Origin of the sequence: Bacillus sp. FSL R5-0434 (assembly GCF_038004745.1) — a bacterium.
GTDB lineage: Bacteria > Bacillota > Bacilli > Bacillales > Bacillaceae > Bacillus > Bacillus halotolerans.
Genome location: NZ_JBBORV010000001.1, coordinates 3,468,087 through 3,484,524, shown reverse-complemented (window position 1 = coordinate 3,484,524; position 16,438 = coordinate 3,468,087). Strand labels below are relative to the sequence as shown.

18 protein-coding genes and 1 tRNA gene are annotated in these 16,438 nt (G+C 44.1%); 15 read left to right on the top strand and 4 right to left on the bottom strand.

Features of this window, described 5'->3' with window-relative positions; genetic code table 11:
• Positions 1-49 precede the first annotated feature (49 nt).
• The 7 genes from trxB to NYE43_RS18170 all read left to right on the top strand — a co-directional run bounded on the left by trxB (position 50) and on the right by NYE43_RS18170 (position 5,682).
• Positions 50-1,000 (top strand): thioredoxin-disulfide reductase, encoded by a 951-nt coding sequence (gene trxB / locus NYE43_RS18200; protein WP_044159317.1) that lies wholly within the window; start codon positions 50-52, stop codon positions 998-1,000.
• A 318-nt stretch (positions 1,001-1,318) separates the two neighbouring features.
• Complete coding sequence (locus tag NYE43_RS18195; RefSeq protein ID WP_081638370.1) at positions 1,319-1,795, top strand: 8-oxo-dGTP diphosphatase; 477 nt, start codon at positions 1,319-1,321, stop codon at positions 1,793-1,795.
• A 24-nt stretch (positions 1,796-1,819) separates the two neighbouring features.
• A complete protein-coding gene (rapZ, locus tag NYE43_RS18190) occupies positions 1,820-2,707 on the top strand; it encodes an RNase adapter RapZ (RefSeq protein WP_024122968.1) in 888 nt (295 codons plus the stop codon).
• A 1-nt stretch (position 2,708) separates the two neighbouring features.
• Positions 2,709-3,662 carry a gluconeogenesis morphogenetic factor gene (gene mgfK, locus NYE43_RS18185; protein ID WP_105954130.1) on the top strand — a complete coding sequence of 318 codons (954 nt, stop codon included), beginning with the start codon at positions 2,709-2,711 and terminating at the stop codon, positions 3,660-3,662.
• A gap of 22 nt (positions 3,663-3,684) precedes the next feature.
• The gene (gene whiA, locus NYE43_RS18180; protein ID WP_024122966.1) at positions 3,685-4,635 is read left to right on the top strand and encodes a DNA-binding protein WhiA; all 951 of its coding nucleotides are present in this window, start codon (positions 3,685-3,687) and stop codon (positions 4,633-4,635) included.
• Positions 4,636-4,658: 23 nt separating this feature from the next.
• Positions 4,659-4,916: an HPr family phosphocarrier protein gene (locus NYE43_RS18175; protein ID WP_010331997.1), complete on the top strand. Its 258-nt coding sequence runs from the start codon at positions 4,659-4,661 to the stop codon at positions 4,914-4,916.
• A 10-nt stretch (positions 4,917-4,926) separates the two neighbouring features.
• On the top strand, positions 4,927-5,682 hold the full coding sequence (locus NYE43_RS18170) for an arylamine N-acetyltransferase family protein (protein ID WP_268542934.1): 756 nt from the start codon (positions 4,927-4,929) through the stop codon (positions 5,680-5,682).
• A 35-nt stretch (positions 5,683-5,717) separates the two neighbouring features.
• On the opposite strand, the gene NYE43_RS18165 is transcribed toward NYE43_RS18170, so the two are convergent.
• Positions 5,718-5,927: a hypothetical protein gene (locus NYE43_RS18165; RefSeq protein ID WP_010331995.1), complete on the bottom strand. Its 210-nt coding sequence runs from the start codon at positions 5,925-5,927 to the stop codon at positions 5,718-5,720.
• A gap of 148 nt (positions 5,928-6,075) precedes the next feature.
• Between NYE43_RS18165 and NYE43_RS18160 the strand changes: the two genes are divergently transcribed.
• The 4 genes from NYE43_RS18160 (at position 6,076) to NYE43_RS18145 (ending at position 10,632) form a co-directional block, all read left to right on the top strand.
• Positions 6,076-6,789 (top strand): response regulator transcription factor, encoded by a 714-nt coding sequence (locus NYE43_RS18160; RefSeq protein ID WP_106019614.1) that lies wholly within the window; start codon positions 6,076-6,078, stop codon positions 6,787-6,789.
• Positions 6,783-7,853, top strand: a complete 1,071-nt coding sequence (locus NYE43_RS18155; RefSeq protein WP_103671279.1) for a HAMP domain-containing histidine kinase — start codon at positions 6,783-6,785, stop codon at positions 7,851-7,853. Before NYE43_RS18160 ends, NYE43_RS18155 begins: the two co-directional genes overlap by 7 nt.
• Positions 7,854-7,937: 84 nt before the next feature.
• Positions 7,938-8,717, top strand: coding sequence for a lantibiotic ABC transporter ATP-binding protein PsdA (gene psdA, locus NYE43_RS18150; RefSeq protein ID WP_024122961.1), 780 nt, complete (start codon positions 7,938-7,940; stop codon positions 8,715-8,717).
• Positions 8,692-10,632, top strand: a complete 1,941-nt coding sequence (locus NYE43_RS18145; protein ID WP_185848582.1) for an FtsX-like permease family protein — start codon at positions 8,692-8,694, stop codon at positions 10,630-10,632. The genes psdA and NYE43_RS18145 overlap by 26 nt, the downstream gene beginning before the upstream one ends.
• Positions 10,633-10,669: 37 nt before the next feature.
• Here the strand turns inward: NYE43_RS18145 and NYE43_RS18140 are convergent, their stop codons facing one another.
• Entirely contained in the window at positions 10,670-11,647 is a 978-nt protein-coding gene (locus NYE43_RS18140) for a 2-hydroxyacid dehydrogenase (protein WP_095712950.1), read from the bottom strand.
• Positions 11,648-12,050: 403 nt separating this feature from the next.
• On the opposite strand from NYE43_RS18140, the gene NYE43_RS18135 reads away from it, so the two are divergent.
• Together NYE43_RS18135 and NYE43_RS18130 are read left to right on the top strand one after the other, a co-directional pair.
• A complete protein-coding gene (locus tag NYE43_RS18135) occupies positions 12,051-12,635 on the top strand; it encodes a beta-class carbonic anhydrase (protein WP_095712951.1) in 585 nt (194 codons plus the stop codon).
• An 18-nt stretch (positions 12,636-12,653) separates the two neighbouring features.
• Positions 12,654-14,264 (top strand): SulP family inorganic anion transporter, encoded by a 1,611-nt coding sequence (locus NYE43_RS18130; protein ID WP_024122957.1) that lies wholly within the window; start codon positions 12,654-12,656, stop codon positions 14,262-14,264.
• A gap of 28 nt (positions 14,265-14,292) precedes the next feature.
• On the opposite strand, the gene NYE43_RS18125 is transcribed toward NYE43_RS18130, so the two are convergent.
• Positions 14,293-14,613, bottom strand: a complete 321-nt coding sequence (locus NYE43_RS18125) for a MazG nucleotide pyrophosphohydrolase domain-containing protein (RefSeq protein WP_024122956.1) — start codon at positions 14,611-14,613, stop codon at positions 14,293-14,295.
• Between the two features lie 116 nt (positions 14,614-14,729).
• On the opposite strand from NYE43_RS18125, the gene NYE43_RS18120 reads away from it, so the two are divergent.
• A complete protein-coding gene (locus NYE43_RS18120; protein WP_024122955.1) occupies positions 14,730-15,305 on the top strand; it encodes an LOG family protein in 576 nt (191 codons plus the stop codon).
• A gap of 34 nt (positions 15,306-15,339) precedes the next feature.
• Here NYE43_RS18120 and clpP read toward each other — a convergent pair whose 3' ends face one another.
• A complete protein-coding gene (gene clpP, locus NYE43_RS18115) occupies positions 15,340-15,936 on the bottom strand; it encodes an ATP-dependent Clp endopeptidase proteolytic subunit ClpP (protein ID WP_003219849.1) in 597 nt (198 codons plus the stop codon).
• 280 nt (positions 15,937-16,216) lie between these two features.
• Between clpP and NYE43_RS18110 the strand changes: the two genes are divergently transcribed.
• Positions 16,217-16,292, top strand: a tRNA-Arg gene (locus NYE43_RS18110).
• Positions 16,293-16,438 lie beyond the last annotated feature (146 nt).

Here is a 16,438-nt window from a genome sequence, read left to right as displayed (position 1 = left end):
ATATAAGGAAGAGCCCAACTCGAAAAGACGTTTTAAGGAGTGAATGAGTGTGTCAGAAGAAAAAATATATGACGTGATTATTATCGGCGCGGGTCCTGCTGGGATGACGGCCGCTGTATACACATCTAGAGCAAACTTATCGACATTAATGATTGAAAGAGGAATTCCAGGCGGACAAATGGCAAACACGGAAGATGTGGAGAACTATCCTGGTTTCGAAAGCATCCTCGGACCTGAGCTTTCCAACAAAATGTTTGAACACGCGAAGAAATTCGGCGCGGAATACGCTTATGGCGATATTAAAGAAATTGTGGACGGCAAAGAGTACAAAGTTGTGAAAGCCGGTTCAAAAGAATATAAAGCACGTGCTGTTATCATTGCCGCAGGTGCAGAGTATAAAAAAATCGGCGTACCTGGCGAAAAAGAATTGGGCGGCCGCGGTGTTTCGTATTGTGCAGTATGTGACGGCGCTTTCTTTAAAGGCAAAGAGCTGGTTGTTGTCGGCGGAGGAGACTCAGCGGTTGAGGAAGGCGTGTACTTAACACGTTTCGCTTCAAAAGTAACGATTGTACACAGACGTGACAAACTCCGTGCGCAAAGCATTCTCCAAGCGAGAGCGTTTGATAATGAAAAAGTAGATTTCTTATGGAATAAAACCGTGAAGGAAATTCATGAGGAAAACGGCAAAGTCGGCAAAGTGACGCTTGTGGATACGGTAACTGGTGAAGAAAGTGAATTCACAACAGACGGCGTATTCATTTATATCGGTATGCTTCCTCTGTCTAAACCGTTTGAAAACCTTGGCATCACAAATGAAGAAGGCTACATCGAAACCAACGACCGAATGGAAACAAAGGTTGAAGGGATTTTCGCAGCCGGAGACATTCGCGAAAAATCATTGCGCCAAATCGTAACGGCTACAGGTGACGGAAGTATTGCGGCACAAAGCGTACAGCATTATGTCGAAGAGCTCCAGGAAACGCTGAAAACCTTAAAATAAAAAGGGCTGTCATACGAGTTTCACATAACGTTACTGGGTTTTAATTCCGCTGTAACAGTTGTGTAAAACTTATCGGTTATGATTAATAAAGTAATTGACCCCCTTTTTATAATGAATACACTTTTGGCACGGATTCTCCAGTTATCCGTGTCCTTTTTTTGTCCAAAAATAAAAGACAATTTCCTTTCACAATAAAATCATCTGAACGCGGGAAAGAATATGCTGTAAAATAGAAGAAAAGATTGTCAATGTCTCTTCATTGTGAGAGGCATCTTGAAACGGTATAATAAAGAGACGATGACAGGACGAGAAGGTTAGGTGACGTACTTGCAAAGAGTGACAAATTGTGTTCTCAAGGCGGATGACAAAGTTCTTCTTCTTCAAAAGCCAAGACGCGGCTGGTGGGTTGCGCCGGGAGGCAAGATGGAGAGCGGAGAATCAGTCAGGGATTCCGTCATCAGAGAATTCAGAGAAGAGACTGGTATCTATATCATAAATCCCCAGCTAAAAGGCGTTTTTACCTTTATTATTAAAGACGGTGACCACATTGTGTCTGAGTGGATGATGTTTACGTTTGTTGCTGATTCCTATACGGGAGAAAATGTGTCAGAATCAGAAGAAGGCATTTTGCAGTGGCACAATGTGAAGGATATTCAAAACCTGCCTATGGCCCCGGGAGACGGCCATATCCTCGACTTTATGATGAAGGGACAAGGTCTGCTGCACGGCACATTTACGTATACACCGGAGTTTGAGCTGCTCAGTTATCGTTTAGATCCGCAGCACATCAAATAGAAAGACAAGTCAGGGGGGAGAAAGATGAGTGTTAGTGAATCACATGATATTCAGCTTGTCATTATAACCGGTATGTCGGGAGCGGGAAAAACCGTTGCGATTCAAAGCTTTGAGGATCTCGGCTATTTCTGCGTCGATAATCTACCGCCTTCATTGCTTCCGAAGTTTTTAGAGCTGATGAAGGAATCAAATTCGAAAATGAGCAAGGTCGCGCTTGTTATGGATTTGCGCGGCCGTGAATTTTTTGACCGGCTGATTGAGGCGCTGGATGAAATGGCGGAAAATCCGTGGATTACACCGCGAATTTTATTTTTAGACGCGAAGGATTCGATTCTCGTGACAAGATATAAAGAAACGAGACGTTCGCATCCGCTGGCAGTGACTGGTCTTCCGCTCGAAGGCATCGCGCTGGAACGTGAGCTGCTTGAGGAATTAAAAGGCCGCTCTCAAATGATTTATGATACATCAGACATGAAGCCGCGCGATCTGCGCGAGAAAATTGTAAAGCATTTTGCGACAAACCAAGGAGAGACATTTACGGTAAATGTCATGTCATTTGGTTTTAAATACGGTATTCCGATTGATGCCGATCTCGTCTTTGATGTCAGATTTTTGCCGAATCCATATTATATCGAAAGCATGAGGCCGCTGACCGGAAAAGATGAAGAGGTATCCTCTTACGTCATGAAATGGAATGAAACACAAAAGTTCAATGAAAAATTAATCGATTTACTCAGCTTCATGCTGCCGTCCTACAAAAGAGAAGGAAAGAGCCAGCTCGTCATTGCGATCGGCTGCACAGGGGGCCAGCACCGCTCTGTGACACTTGCCGAGTATTTAGCTGGCTATTTCAAAAAGGATTACTATACTCATGTTACTCACCGGGACATTGAAAAGAGAAGCCGGAAATAAGATGGGACAAAAACCGAAAATCGCAATCTTTGGCGGCGGCACGGGCCTTTCTGTATTGCTTCGGGGCTTAAAGCATAAACCCGTTGATATTACGGCGATTGTCACAGTTGCTGATGACGGAGGTAGCTCGGGGCGGCTGCGGAACGAACTGCAAATCCCGCCACCAGGAGACATCAGAAATGTACTTGCCGCTTTATCCGATGTGGAGCCGCTAGTTGAAGATCTCTTTCAGCACCGTTTTAATAAAGGGAACGACTTAACGGGTCATTCACTCGGAAATTTAATTTTGGCAGCGATGACGAATATAACCGGTGATTTTTTTCACGCTGTCACAGAAATGAGCAAGGTGCTGAATGTAAGAGGAAAGGTGTTGCCGGCAGCCAATGCCAGTGTTGTTCTGCATGCCGAAATGGAGGACGGCCGCGTGGTCTCAGGCGAGTCCACTATTCCGGAGTACGGCCAGCGTATTAAGCGCGTTTTTCTGACGCCTGAAAACATTGATCCGCTGCCGGAAACGATAGACGTGATCAGGGAAGCGGATCTGATTATTATCGGACCGGGAAGCCTTTATACCAGTATTCTTCCTAATTTGCTCGTCCCGAAAATTGGAGAAGAAGTGATCAAGGCGCCGGCGAAAAAAGTGTATATCTGCAACGTGATGACACAGCCCGGAGAAACGCTGCATTATACCGCTGCCGATCATGTGAAAGCGCTCAATCAGCATATGGGCTGCGGCTTTATCGATACCATACTGGTTAACAGTGAAGACATTCCTGACGAAATAAAACGTAAGTACGCAGTAGAATCGGCGCGTCCTGTTGATTTTGATATCGAAGAGCTGAAAGCGATGGGGCTTGAAGTTATCAGAGATCAAATCGTAACACATAAAAATGACGTAATTCGTCACGATACACATAAAGTGGCTTCTCTTCTTGTCGATTTACTGAAAGAATGAAGCCTTGAAATGAGGTGACTATATGTCATTTGCATCGGAAACAAAAAAAGAATTAACGAACCTGGAAGTGAAAGACTGCTGCATTAAGGCAGAGCTGTCTGCACTTATCCGAATGAATGGATCTTTATCATTTGCTAACCGCCATCTCGTACTTGATGTTCAAACTGAAAATGCAGCGATTGCACGCCGCATCTATACATTGCTGAAAAGACAATATGATGTGTCGGTTGAGCTGCTGGTCAGAAAGAAAATGCGGCTGAAAAAGAATAACGTCTATATTGTGCGTTTTTCAGAGAATGCAAAGTTCATCTTAGAGGATTTAAAAATACTCGGCGAGAATTTTGTGTTTGAGCGAAATATTTCAAAAGAGCTTGTCAAAAAGAGATGCTGCAAGCGTTCTTACATGAGAGGGGCATTTTTGGCGGGAGGTTCAGTCAATAACCCGGAAACTTCCTCGTATCATTTAGAAATTTTTTCTCTCTATAAAGAGCATAACGATTCATTATGCGACCTGTTAAATGAGTTTCATTTAAACAGCAAAACACTCGAACGGAAAAAAGGCTATATCACTTACTTAAAAGAGGCAGAAAAGATTACTGAATTTCTGAACGTAATCGGCGCACATAATTCGCTGCTGCGTTTTGAGGATGTCAGAATCGTCAGAGACATGAGAAATTCGGTTAATCGCCTTGTCAATTGTGAAACAGCCAACTTAAACAAAACCATTGGGGCTTCGCTCAGACAGGTAGAAAATATTAAATACATCGATGAAAGAATCGGCTTGGAGGCGCTTCCTGAAAAACTTCGGGAAATCGCGCAGCTGCGGATTGATTACCAGGAAGTGACGCTGAAAGAGCTGGGAGAAATGGTAGCGAGCGGAAAAATCAGCAAATCAGGGATCAATCACAGGCTGAGAAAACTTGACGAAATCGCAGAACAGCTGCGGACAGGGCAAACCGTCACTTTAAAATAACCGTAAAGAAAAGGGGAGATCTTATGGTTCAGCAGAAAGTGGAAGTTCGATTAAAGACTGGACTGCAGGCGCGTCCTGCTGCTTTGTTTGTACAAGAAGCAAACCGGTTTACGTCAGATGTGTTTCTTGAGAAGGATGGGAAAAAAGTAAATGCGAAAAGCATCATGGGGCTGATGAGCCTTGCAGTAAGCACAGGCACAGAAGTCATATTGATTGCCGAGGGAGAAGATGAACAAGAGGCGCTGGAAAAGCTTTCGGCGTATGTTCAAGAGGAAGTTTAGGTGATGCAAAATGAATGATTTTCTGAAAGACTGTTTTAAGAAAATCGGCTGGAAGAAGGATCATGTCAGCTTCGACGATCTTCCCCTTTTTCTAAAAGCGATGGCGTACCGATACCCTTTTGAAAACCGGGCAGTTCTTGCAAAAGAGAATTATAAGGTAACCAAAGAGGAGCTTTGGCGCCGTCTGATCAAAGAGCAGCATGGGGGACTATGCTACGACCTGAATGGTTTTCTTTACTATGTCTTACGCGATGCCGGTTTTCATGTGAAGCTCATTCGCGGAACAGTTTATGCAGGAAAGCAAGAAGAGTGGGCATTAGAAGGAACCCATGCTGCTGTATGGCTGTCGGCAGAAAAGGGAGATTACATCGTTGATATTGGTTTTGGCATCAACCTGGCGCTGGAGCCGATACCGCTTTCCGGAGAAACGGTACAATCTCCTGTGGGAGCATTCCGAATCAAGGAAAAAGCGACGGAAATGGGTACCCATCTTCTGTTGATGGAAAAAGGAGAAGGCTGGCAAATCGGTTATGCCTTTACCCTTGAAGAGAGGGATCCCGGTGATTTAGATGACATGAAGGACCTGATTCATTCTCATGAAAAATCTCCTTTTAACAAATCACTGCTCGCCTCAAAGTTGACACCGAACGGGCGGATGGTCATGTCAGACCGCCATTTTACGATTCATGAAAACGGCGGAGAAGGCCAAAAAAGTGACATCGCCCCTTCAGAGTTTGAAGAGAAATTAAACACTTATTTTTTGTAATGTGAAAAGCTTGCAGACATACTGCAAGCTTTTTCTTATGAACAAGTATTGATTACTACATCAAATGCATCTTCCGGGATATACAGTTTCCCTTTTTCATATTGATAAGGAATGTGATTCTCTTTAAAGCACTCTTTTTCGTATTCAGTCAGTGAATCTCCAATTTCTATGTATTCCCCGGTATAGTTCGGCTGGCATGCTGAAAGAGTTGACGTAATGGTTACAAGTAGCATGATTATCTTCATAATGACACCTACTTATTAAGAAATTTTTCCCTTTTTTCATTCTGCCATAACGAATAGAAAAAGACCGATTTACTATCCCCCACATGCTATAATGAATTTTGGAATCTTCTAGAAAAATCAACGTGCTAGGCATATAAGGGGGATAAACGTGTATCGGATCTTACTCGTGGAAGATGATGAACGGATTGCTTCTTTGCTGGGCGGCCATCTTCAGAAATACGGATATCATATAAAAATAGCTGAAAAGCTGAATAACATAAAGGAAGAATTTGCGGAAATGAAACCGGATCTTGTGCTGCTAGATATTAATCTCCCTTTTTTTGACGGGTTTTATTGGTGCAGGCAAATCCGGACGGTTTCCAATGCTCCGATTATTTTTATCTCGGCGCGGACTGATGAACTGAATCAGGTGATGGCGATTGAGAACGGGGGCGATGACTATATCACAAAGCCGTTTCACTTAGAAGTCGTCATGGCCAAAATCAAAAGCGTGCTGCGCCGGACTTATGGTGAGTATTCTCCTTCTTTGTCTCAGGAATCAAGACTGGTGGAGCTTGGCGGTCTAACCATATATCCAGATCAATATGAAGCGGAGTGGAAGAACAGCCGCATTTCGTTTTCACAAAAAGAATTTCAGCTGCTTTCGATTTTCATAAGAGAGCATAAAAAAATTGTCTCGCGTGATGAATTGCTGGAGGCATTATGGGACGACGTCGATTTTGTTGATGATAATACATTAACGGTTAATGTAAACCGGCTGCGGAGAAAGCTGGAGAATGCCGGATTGAAAGACGCCATTGCAACCATCAGGGGGCAGGGCTATGTATTTGAAGTCAATCGGAAGGATGAACGGGAGTGTTAAAGACTTATATAATCGACCGATTAGCCATTATTCTTTTTTCGTTATTAAGCATAGGTGCCGCTATGTTTATTGCCTATTTAAGCATTATAGAGAGCGGTGCCGAGCCTTCTGCAGAAAATATGATGTACATATGGGTTCTGCCTGGTGTCCTTTTGGCGGCCGGTTTTACTGCCGATTACATACGGCAAGTGTCCTTTCTGGCATTTTTGAAAAAACTGGCCGACCAGGCACCCGCTTCAAATGACATAGGGCGGTCGCTTGAAGCCCGCAAGCCAAGAACAAGAGAGCAAGCCCTTTGGACAAAAATGATTAACGCGCTTGGTGATCAATATGCCGGAAAGCTCTCACAATATATCAATAAACAAAAACAGCATTATACATTTACGAATCAATGGATTCACCATATGAAAACACCCGTATCCGTCATTTCCTTAATGATTCAAGAAGGAAAGAACGGGACCGCTTCTTCCTTTCAGACATTTTTAGAGGAGCTGGAAGATGAAAATGAACGGTTTCGCCATGGGCTGGACATGATGCTGCAAACAGCCCGGCTGGAGGAGTTCGCTTTTGATGTAAAACCAGAAACCTTTGATTTGACAGAGCTTGTCCGCTTATTGATCAATCAGGAAAAACGGCAGTTTATTAAACGGCGCCTTTTTCCGAAATTACATGTGCCATCAAACGCCGTCCAGGTTTCCAGTGATCAAAAGTGGCTCTCCTTTGTTGTGGAGCAAATCCTTTTCAATGCCCTGAAATATTCAAAGCAAGGCGCTGGGGACCATATTACCATCCGGATTGAAACGCAAGGCCGTGAAACGCGTTTATCAGTTGCAGATGACGGTATCGGCATACCGGTGCAGGATCTTCCCCGGATTTTTGATCCGTTTTTTACTGGTGAAAACGGGCGAAGCATGACGCAGGCGACAGGAATGGGCCTATATTTGGCGAAAGAGGTGTGCAGCCAGCTGGGCCATAAACTGTACGCACAATCAAAAGAGGGAGCGGGCACCGTGATGACAATCGTCTTTTCAAGTGACACCCTGGCGAATGTGACAGCATTGTAAGGTTCGAAAGCGAGATTGAAAGAAAGTTCGATGGGAGGCTGCTGACTTCCTTTTTATAATAAAGAAAAAAGGAGGATCAGAGGCATGAACGTGCTGCAAACAACGAAGCTGTCAAAAACATATTATTCAAATAAAGGAACGATGTCATATCAGGCGCTTAGCGATTTTGACCTCAGTGTAAATAAAGGAGAATTTGTCGGCATCATGGGGCCGTCGGGAAGCGGAAAAACCACGCTCCTGAATTTGCTGGCCACCATTGATAAGCCGACCCAGGGCGAGATGATGATCAACGGCATTCAGCCGAAAACGTTAAAGGATCAAGAGATGGCTCTGTTTCGCAGAAGAGAGCTGGGCTTTGTCTTCCAAGACTTTAATCTGCTTGATACGCTGACGATTCGGGAAAACATCCTGCTTCCGCTCGCGTTGGACAAGGTAAAGCTGAGTGAAATGGAAAACCGCTTAGATGAACTGGCAGATACATTGCAAATCAAACATATTCTGGACCACCGTACATACGAAGTGTCCGGAGGCCAGCAACAGCGTGCGGCCTGTGCAAGAGCCATTATTCATAATCCGGCTCTGATATTGGCGGATGAACCGACAGGCAACCTTGATTCAAAATCTGCAAAACAGGTCATGAACACGCTGGCTCAGCTAAATGAAGAAAAGGAAGCAACGATACTATTGGTTACGCATGATGCCACAGCGGCAAGCTTCTGTAAACGGATCGTCTTTATTAAAGACGGAAGATTTTTTTCAGAGATCCGCAGGGGAACGAATCAGCAGGTGTTTTATCAAAGTATCCTAGATACCCTGAGCGTGTTGGGAGGCGATTTTCATGAATTTGAGAACCATCGCCCGTAAGAACATTATTGGGAATCTGCAAAGATATGTTGCTTACTTTTTAAGCTGTGTGTTTGCCGTCTCGGTCTTTTTCGTCTTCACATCTTTTATTTTTCACCCGGATGTGACGGAAGACAATGTGTATGGCGGAAGCCTTGTGAAAACGTGTTTGAGCGCGGCTCTTATCGTCATCATCGTGTTTTGTATATTCTTTATTTCCTATTCAAATTCAGCATTTTTACAAGCGAGAAAGAAAGAGTTTGGCTTGTTTACGCTGTTTGGGACATCAAAGCAGCAGCTCCGAAAGATGATTTATTATGAGCAGTCGCTGATTTCTCTTGCGGCGATTGCGGCCGGTATCGGCACGGGGCTGTTATTTTCAAAACTGTTTTTTATGGTCATGACATGGATGCTCAGTGTGAAGGTGCCGATCTCGTTTGCGATTGTACCGAAAGCATTTGTGCTGACGGCGGTCGGTTTTCTCATATTGTTTCAAGTCCTGCTTATTTTATCGCTGGGGCAGATTCGCAAGCTCGAAATCATAGATTTGATTAAATCAGCTCAAAAACCTAAAAATTTACCGGCCTATTCAAAATGGCTCACTGTGCTGTCTTTGCTTTGTCTGGCTGGCGGTTATTATCTGTCTGCCACAGCCAATGCGATCGACATGATGTTTCGTGTCTTTCCGATTTTGATTTTAGTGTTAATCGGCACGTATTTCTTTTTTACACAAAGCAGTGTCGCGTTTTTCCGCATGCTGTACAGAAAGAAACACAGCTTTTACAAAGGAACCAATATCATTGTGCGTTCCAACATGATATTCAGGCTGAAAGATCACGCACGCATGCTGTTTTTAACCTCTGTGATTACAGCAGTCATTTTAACCGCTACAGGTGTGATCTATATGTTTTATGCTGATTTAGAAAGGCAGGAGGAGCAAAGCATTCCTCAATCTGTTGCCTGGGTGGAAAAAGACGCTTCCCGCTTTCAGGTTATGAAGCCTGAGACGGCTGAGAATACATTGAAAAGAGCAGATGCTGAGATTAAATATAAGGTGAATGCCACAGGTATTCCTGTTACATTTCAATCAGACTTGCCGTATGGAAACAGGAAAGCGGAAACAGAGGCCTTGCTGATTTCAGAGAAAATCTATAATCAAGTCGCAAAGGAAAAAGGTTTTCCCGTTATTCATTTACAAGAAAATGAAGCGTTTATCAATGTTCCGTTTCAAATGATGGTGAAAGATACGTTCAGGGAAGGGGAAAAAGCAGCGTTTCATATGAAGTCAGGAAAATCACTTTCCTATGTCATGAAAAAGCAGCAAAACAAAGGGATATTGATGTCAGTCGGAGGAGTCAGCCGTTTATTGGTTGTCGGCGAAAAAAGCTTTGACAGCCTGACACAGGAGGTGCCGCTGAAGGATCAGACGAGAGTGGTAGGCTATGAGCTTGAGCATTGGCAGGAGACGGTGGACGTCTCTGAGAAGCTTGAAAACATGGTGCCGAAAGAACATACATCTGATTTTCAAACGCGTGCTCCGAGTTTTCAAGTTGTGAAGCAGGGAGTCGCACTAATGCTGTTTATCGGTCTGTTTGTCAGCGTACTGTTTTTTATTGTTCAAGGAAGCATGCTGTATTTGCGGATGTTTACTGAAATAGAAGATACGAGAGTGCAAGTGTTAGCATTAAAGAGAATGGGGGTTACGGACAATGAGATTCACTCCATCCTTGGAAGACAAATTGGATTTTTGTTCTTCATCCCGTTTATCGCGGGCACGATTCACGCCGGTTTTGCGTATGTGGCGTTAAGCAACATGCTGAATGCTAACTTATTTCTTGAGGCCGTGATTGTCATCTTCATTTATTTTGTATTCCAGACTGTTTATTATATCGTCACACGTCATATTTATAAGCGTGCTGTACTCCAGCATATGTAATATGGAATCCGGTCTTCATCAGACCGGATTTTTTGATTTACTGAAATTCTCTTGTCAGATTTTTCGGTGTTTCCCCTTTGATAGCTGCGATCATGTTTTCAGCGGCCTGTTTACACATATTGAAGCGCACTTTCGCTGTTGCTGAGCCAATATGCGGCAGTAGGGTGACATTGTCGAGCTGCAAGAGCGGGTTGTCTTTTGCGACAGGTTCTTCTTCGTACACGTCTAAACCGGCACCGCGAATCCAGCCTTCTTGAAGAGCGCGGATGAGGGCTTTTTCATCAACCGTCTTTCCCCGGGAAATATTGACGAAAATTGCAGAATCCTTCATCAGTTTAAATTCACGTTCCCCGATCATGTGATACGTTTCGTCAGTCAGCGGAGTAATCAGCAGAACAAAATCTGATTGCTCCAGCAGTGTGTCAAGCTCAGCGTATTTGACGCCGATGCTTTCTTCAGTTTCTTGTTTGCGATGGCGGTTATGATAAAGCACGTCCATATCGAAACCGAATTTGGCGCGTCTGGCCGCTTGCTCGCCGATTCTGCCCATGCCGATAATGCCTAATGTTTGATGATGGACGTCAATGCCGAAAAGGTCTTCTTCTTCAACCGTACCCCATTTACCGGCCCGGACGAAACGGTCCAGTTCAGCAACACGTCTGGCCGATGATAGAATTAAAGAAAAGGCCAGATCGGCCACTGTGTCATCCAGTGTATAAGGCGTATGAGTGCCGACGACGCTTTTTTCTTTCATCGCTTCTATATCAAAATTATCGTAGCCGACGGATTGATTGCTGACGACCTTCAGCTTAGGAGCATGTTCAAGCAGCTCGCTGTTGATGGACGGCCCAGATGTTCCAGTAGTTAAAAGCCCTTCAGCATCTTTCATTTTTTCGAATAGCACCTCTTGCGGAAGTGTATCCTCCTGCCATATCTCATAGCGGCAATGCTCACTGATCATGTTTTCAATCTCTTCAGGAATCGGTTTGGTGATAAATACAAATGGTTTCAACAAGGCTCCCCCTTTATGGCTGTTGTCTATTTTATTATATCGGAAAGAAATAGAAGTTAGAAATATTGCTGCGTTTGTTTAAATTTCTGGTTCTTTTGAACTTAAAATGATCGAGATGACTGAAAAAACAGCAGCCGCTGCTTAAATAAGTTTTTTAATTATCTGAATTCGCCTATATTTTTTGTCAGACAAATCACCAAAATATCAGCAGAACCTGGATTATAGGATTCAATAAATATAAATTTTATTATCTTTGAAAGATATAAATTTTTACGTATTTATTTTACAGTCCAATTAGATCGTCTTTTGTTGAAAGCCTTTTCGCAGCCTGTTCCTATGCTATAATTCCTTACTGTAAGCTGGGTAAGAAGGCTTGCAATAACATAGGGATGGGAGATGAATAAAAATGGTTTCTTTAACATCAATTTTGGAACACAATCAGCAGTTTGTCAGAGAGAAGAAGTACGAACCCTACAAAACGACAAAATTTCCTTCAAAAAAGCTCGTTATTGTTACCTGTATGGATACAAGACTCACAGAACTTCTTCCGCAAGCAATGGGGCTTAAAAACGGCGACGCTAAGATTGTAAAAAACGCGGGAGCCATCGTTTCTCACCCATTTGGAAGTGTTATGCGCAGCATATTGGTCGCCATTTATGAATTGCAGGCTGAAGAGGTTTGCATTATCGGCCACCATGAATGCGGGATGTCAGGCCTGAATGCGGCCTCGATTCTTGAAAAAGCAAAGGAACGCGGGGTAGAAGCAAGCTGCCTGAGTTTGCTTGATAGCGCCGGATTAGATTTGAAAACCTGGCTGACCGGTTTTCACAGTGTGGAAGAAAGCGTTTCCCACAGTGTCAATCTGATCAAGAATCATCCGCTGCTGCCAAAAAAGCTGCCGGTTCACGGGCTTGTGATACACCCGGAGACAGGCAAACTTGACGTCGTGATTAACGGTTATGAAACTGAGTTCATAAAGACTAATTCATAAGGGAGGTTTTAACAAAATATGCGATTCTCTGGGAGATTCAAGGGATACAATTTGCAGAAATTTCAGAAAGACCTAATTGCAGGTATCGTAGTAGGAGTCGTGGCAATTCCTTTAGGGATGGCGTTTGCCATTGCCTCGGGAGTCGAGCCTGAATACGGGCTGTATACTGTTGTCGTGGCGGGGATCTGTATTTCTTTGTTCGGGGGATCTAAATATCAAATTGGCGGTCCGACTGGCGCGTTTGTCCCGATTTTATTCGGTATTGTGATGCAGTACGGGCTGGAAAATCTGCTGATAGCGGGATTTATGGCAGGCGTCATGCTGGTGCTGTTCGGATTGTTTAAGCTCGGCAAAATTATGAAGTATGTGCCGAAGCCAGTTATCGTCGGATTTACGGCTGGAATCGCCGTGTTAATCTTCACTGAACAAATCGCTAATTTTCTCGGTTTGAAAAACGTAGAAAAACATGAGAACTTTCATCACAACATGTTTGAAATTGCACAGAAGCTCGGCACCTTTAACGGATATGCCATTTTGACAGCAGTCATAGGACTTGTCATTTTGCTTGTATCCGCCAAAGTGATGCCAAAAGTACCCGGAGCTTTATTGGCTCTTCTCATTTCTACGCTTGTTGCGGTTGTGTTTTTCCCTGACCGCATGGCAACGATTGGCTCAACCTATGGAGATATTCCTCGCCATTTGCCTGAATTTCAGTTTCCGGAGCTGACAATAGATAAAATGGTCATGCTGTTTCCGGCAGCGCTTGTCATCGCGCTTCTTGGCGGCCTCGAGTCAATATTATCCGCGATGGTTGCCGATAATATGAAAGGGTCAAAGCACGACAGCAACAAAGAGCTTGTCGGCCAGGGGATTGCGAATATGGCCGCGCCGCTGTTTGGCGGAATCCCGGCTACCGGAGCGATTGCGCGGACGGCAACCAATATTAAAAACGGAGCGGTTTCACCTGTCTCAGGTGTCGTTCACGGCGTCGTGGTTCTTCTTGTTCTGCTTGTATTCGCGCCTTATGCTTCCCACGTTCCGCTTGCAAGTATGGCGCCGATATTGATGGTTGTCGCATGGAATATGAGTGAGCGGAAGGAAGTCGCAAACATGCTGAGATTGAAAAACGCCGATTCCTTCATTTTAGCCGCTACCTTTGTCCTGACCGTTCTGTTTGATTTAATCGTCGGTGTGGCGACCGGATTGCTGCTCGCATTTGTGTTCTTCATCAGAAGAATGAGTGAAGCGACCCGTATTCACAATCAGGAGTCTCATCCAGCTCTTGCGAAAGCGGCTAAGAGTGAGCAGGGGACAGATCCTTCCGTCAGCATGTACTCCATAGAAGGACCGCTGTTTTTCGGATCGATTGATTCGCTTGAATCGTCACTGTTAGAGCATGTACAGAAAAAGCCGAAGACCCTCATTTTACTCATGAATAAAGTGCATTACATGGATACATCTGCAGAAGCGGTGCTTGTGAACATCATGAACAGAATTAAGCGCCACAACGGAAAGCTGATGATCGTAGGGCTGCAGTCTCAGCCTAAAGAGCTCCTGCATAAAACAGGCCTCTTTCACAAAATAGGAAAGCAGCATTTCTTTGATCATCATGATGAAATCACAGGATGAAAAAAACGGCCGACTGCGGCCGTTTTTTTTAGGCATGCTCAAATCGCTTTGTCAGTTTTTCTTGGTGGGCTATCATCACGTCTTCTAAAGAAACGCCGTACATATCAGCAAGGATGGCGATATTTCCGATGACGTCTCCCATTTCTTCAATCAATTCTTGTTTTTGCTCAGCTCGTGTCGATTCTTTCTCATCCGGCCGGTCTCTGCCGATTTCGTACGCCCTGACAGCCCGTGCCAGCTCTCCGGCTTCCTCCATTAAAAACCCGACTCGAATAAACGGTCCGTATTCCGTCCAGCCCCTTTTTTCGTAAAACTCTTTCATCCATTTTTCAGCATCAGCCAGCTGCAACATCATCACTCCTGCATTCTTTATGTATTTCATATTGATATTATCACATGAAGGTGGGACAATATATAGTGTGTTTTTTGAATGTTAACACGATATATAGATGCGGAGATGACGAGATGAAAACAATTTGTGTATTTGCGGGCTCAAACCCGGGGGGAAATGAAGCGTATAAAAGAAAAGCGACAGAGCTTGGCGTGTATATGGCAGAGCAGGGAATCGGCCTGGTATACGGGGGCTCTCGTGTAGGGTTGATGGGCGCGATTGCCGATGCGTTAATGGAAAACGGCGGCACTGCAATTGGAGTGATGCCAAGCGGCCTGTTCAGCGGAGAGGTTGTCCATCAAAACTTGACAGAGCTGATTGAAGTCAACGGTATGCACGAACGGAAGGCAAAAATGAGCGAACTGGCTGACGGCTATATCGCCATGCCGGGCGGTTTCGGTACATATGAAGAATTATTTGAAGTGCTTTGCTGGGCGCAGATCGGCATTCATCAAAAGCCGATCGGACTGTATAATGTCAACGGATATTTTGAACCGATGATGAAAATGGTCAAATACAGCATTCAAGAAGGATTTTCTAACGACTCTCATCTTAAACTGATTCATAGCTCTTCACGGCCCGATGAGTTAGTTGAGCAAATGAAGAACTACTCATATCCGATTTTAGAGAAAAAGTGGACAGAAATTTAAAAAAGAGCCCTCCGAAAGGAAGGCTCTTCTCGTTTTACTTTTGCTCTTCAGTGTTGCGAGTCAGAATTTTGTCAATCAGGCCGTATTCAAGCGCTTCTTCAGCAGACTTGAAGTTATCGCGGTCTGTGTCGCGTTCGATCACTTCAAGCGGCTGGCCAGTACGTTCAGCAAGCACTTTGTTTAATTTGTCGCGAAGCAAGAGAATACGTTTCGCGGCAATTTCAATTTCTGTCGCTTGACCTTGAGCTCCGCCAAGAGGCTGGTGAATCATAACTTCACTGTTCGGAAGTGCATAGCGTTTGCCTTTTTCTCCGGCAGCAAGCAAGAACGCGCCCATTGACGCAGCCATACCGATACAAATTGTAGATACCTTCGGCTTAATAAACTGCATGGTATCATAGATCGCCATACCGGCCGTGATAGAGCCGCCCGGGCTGTTGATGTAAATAGAAATATCTTTTTCAGGGTCTTCCGCTTCTAAGAATAAAAGCTGTGACACGATGGAGTTCGCAACGTTGTCATCAATCGCAGATCCAAGCATGATGATACGATCCTTTAATAAACGAGAATAAATGTCATACGCTCTTTCCCCGCGGTTCGTTTGTTCAATGACTGTAGGTATTAAATTCATAATGCTCCTCCTTCACCTTTTAGGTAAGTATGTAGTTACATGATACATTTTTGGTCAATAAAGGTCAAACAAAAAGCTGGCTTGACATGCAAACTCTTCTCTTTTTCCCATTTTCCCCAAAAATACAACGGTTCAAACCATCGTATGTGAGCTTCTGAAAGAAGATGATGTGTCTTCTTAAAAAAACAGCCCTTTAAAATAGAGGGTTGTTATTTCGGCTGAAATACCGTATAATGAGTTATGCTGACGTTATCATCACACAGTGAAAATATGTCAATATGCGCTCGTAGCTCAGTTGGATAGAGCGGTGGTTTCCGGTACCACGTCTGCCGGGGGTTCGAATCCCTCCGAGCGCGTCCAATAGAACAACAGGAAAGACAAGGGTTTGGCATTTTGCCGCTCTTGTCTTTTTTGTATGTTTTTAAGTTCGTAGAAAATTTGTCTAAGAATTTATCCAGATCCTACATATGCTGATATCGGAATCAAATTTTATTGGGAGTGA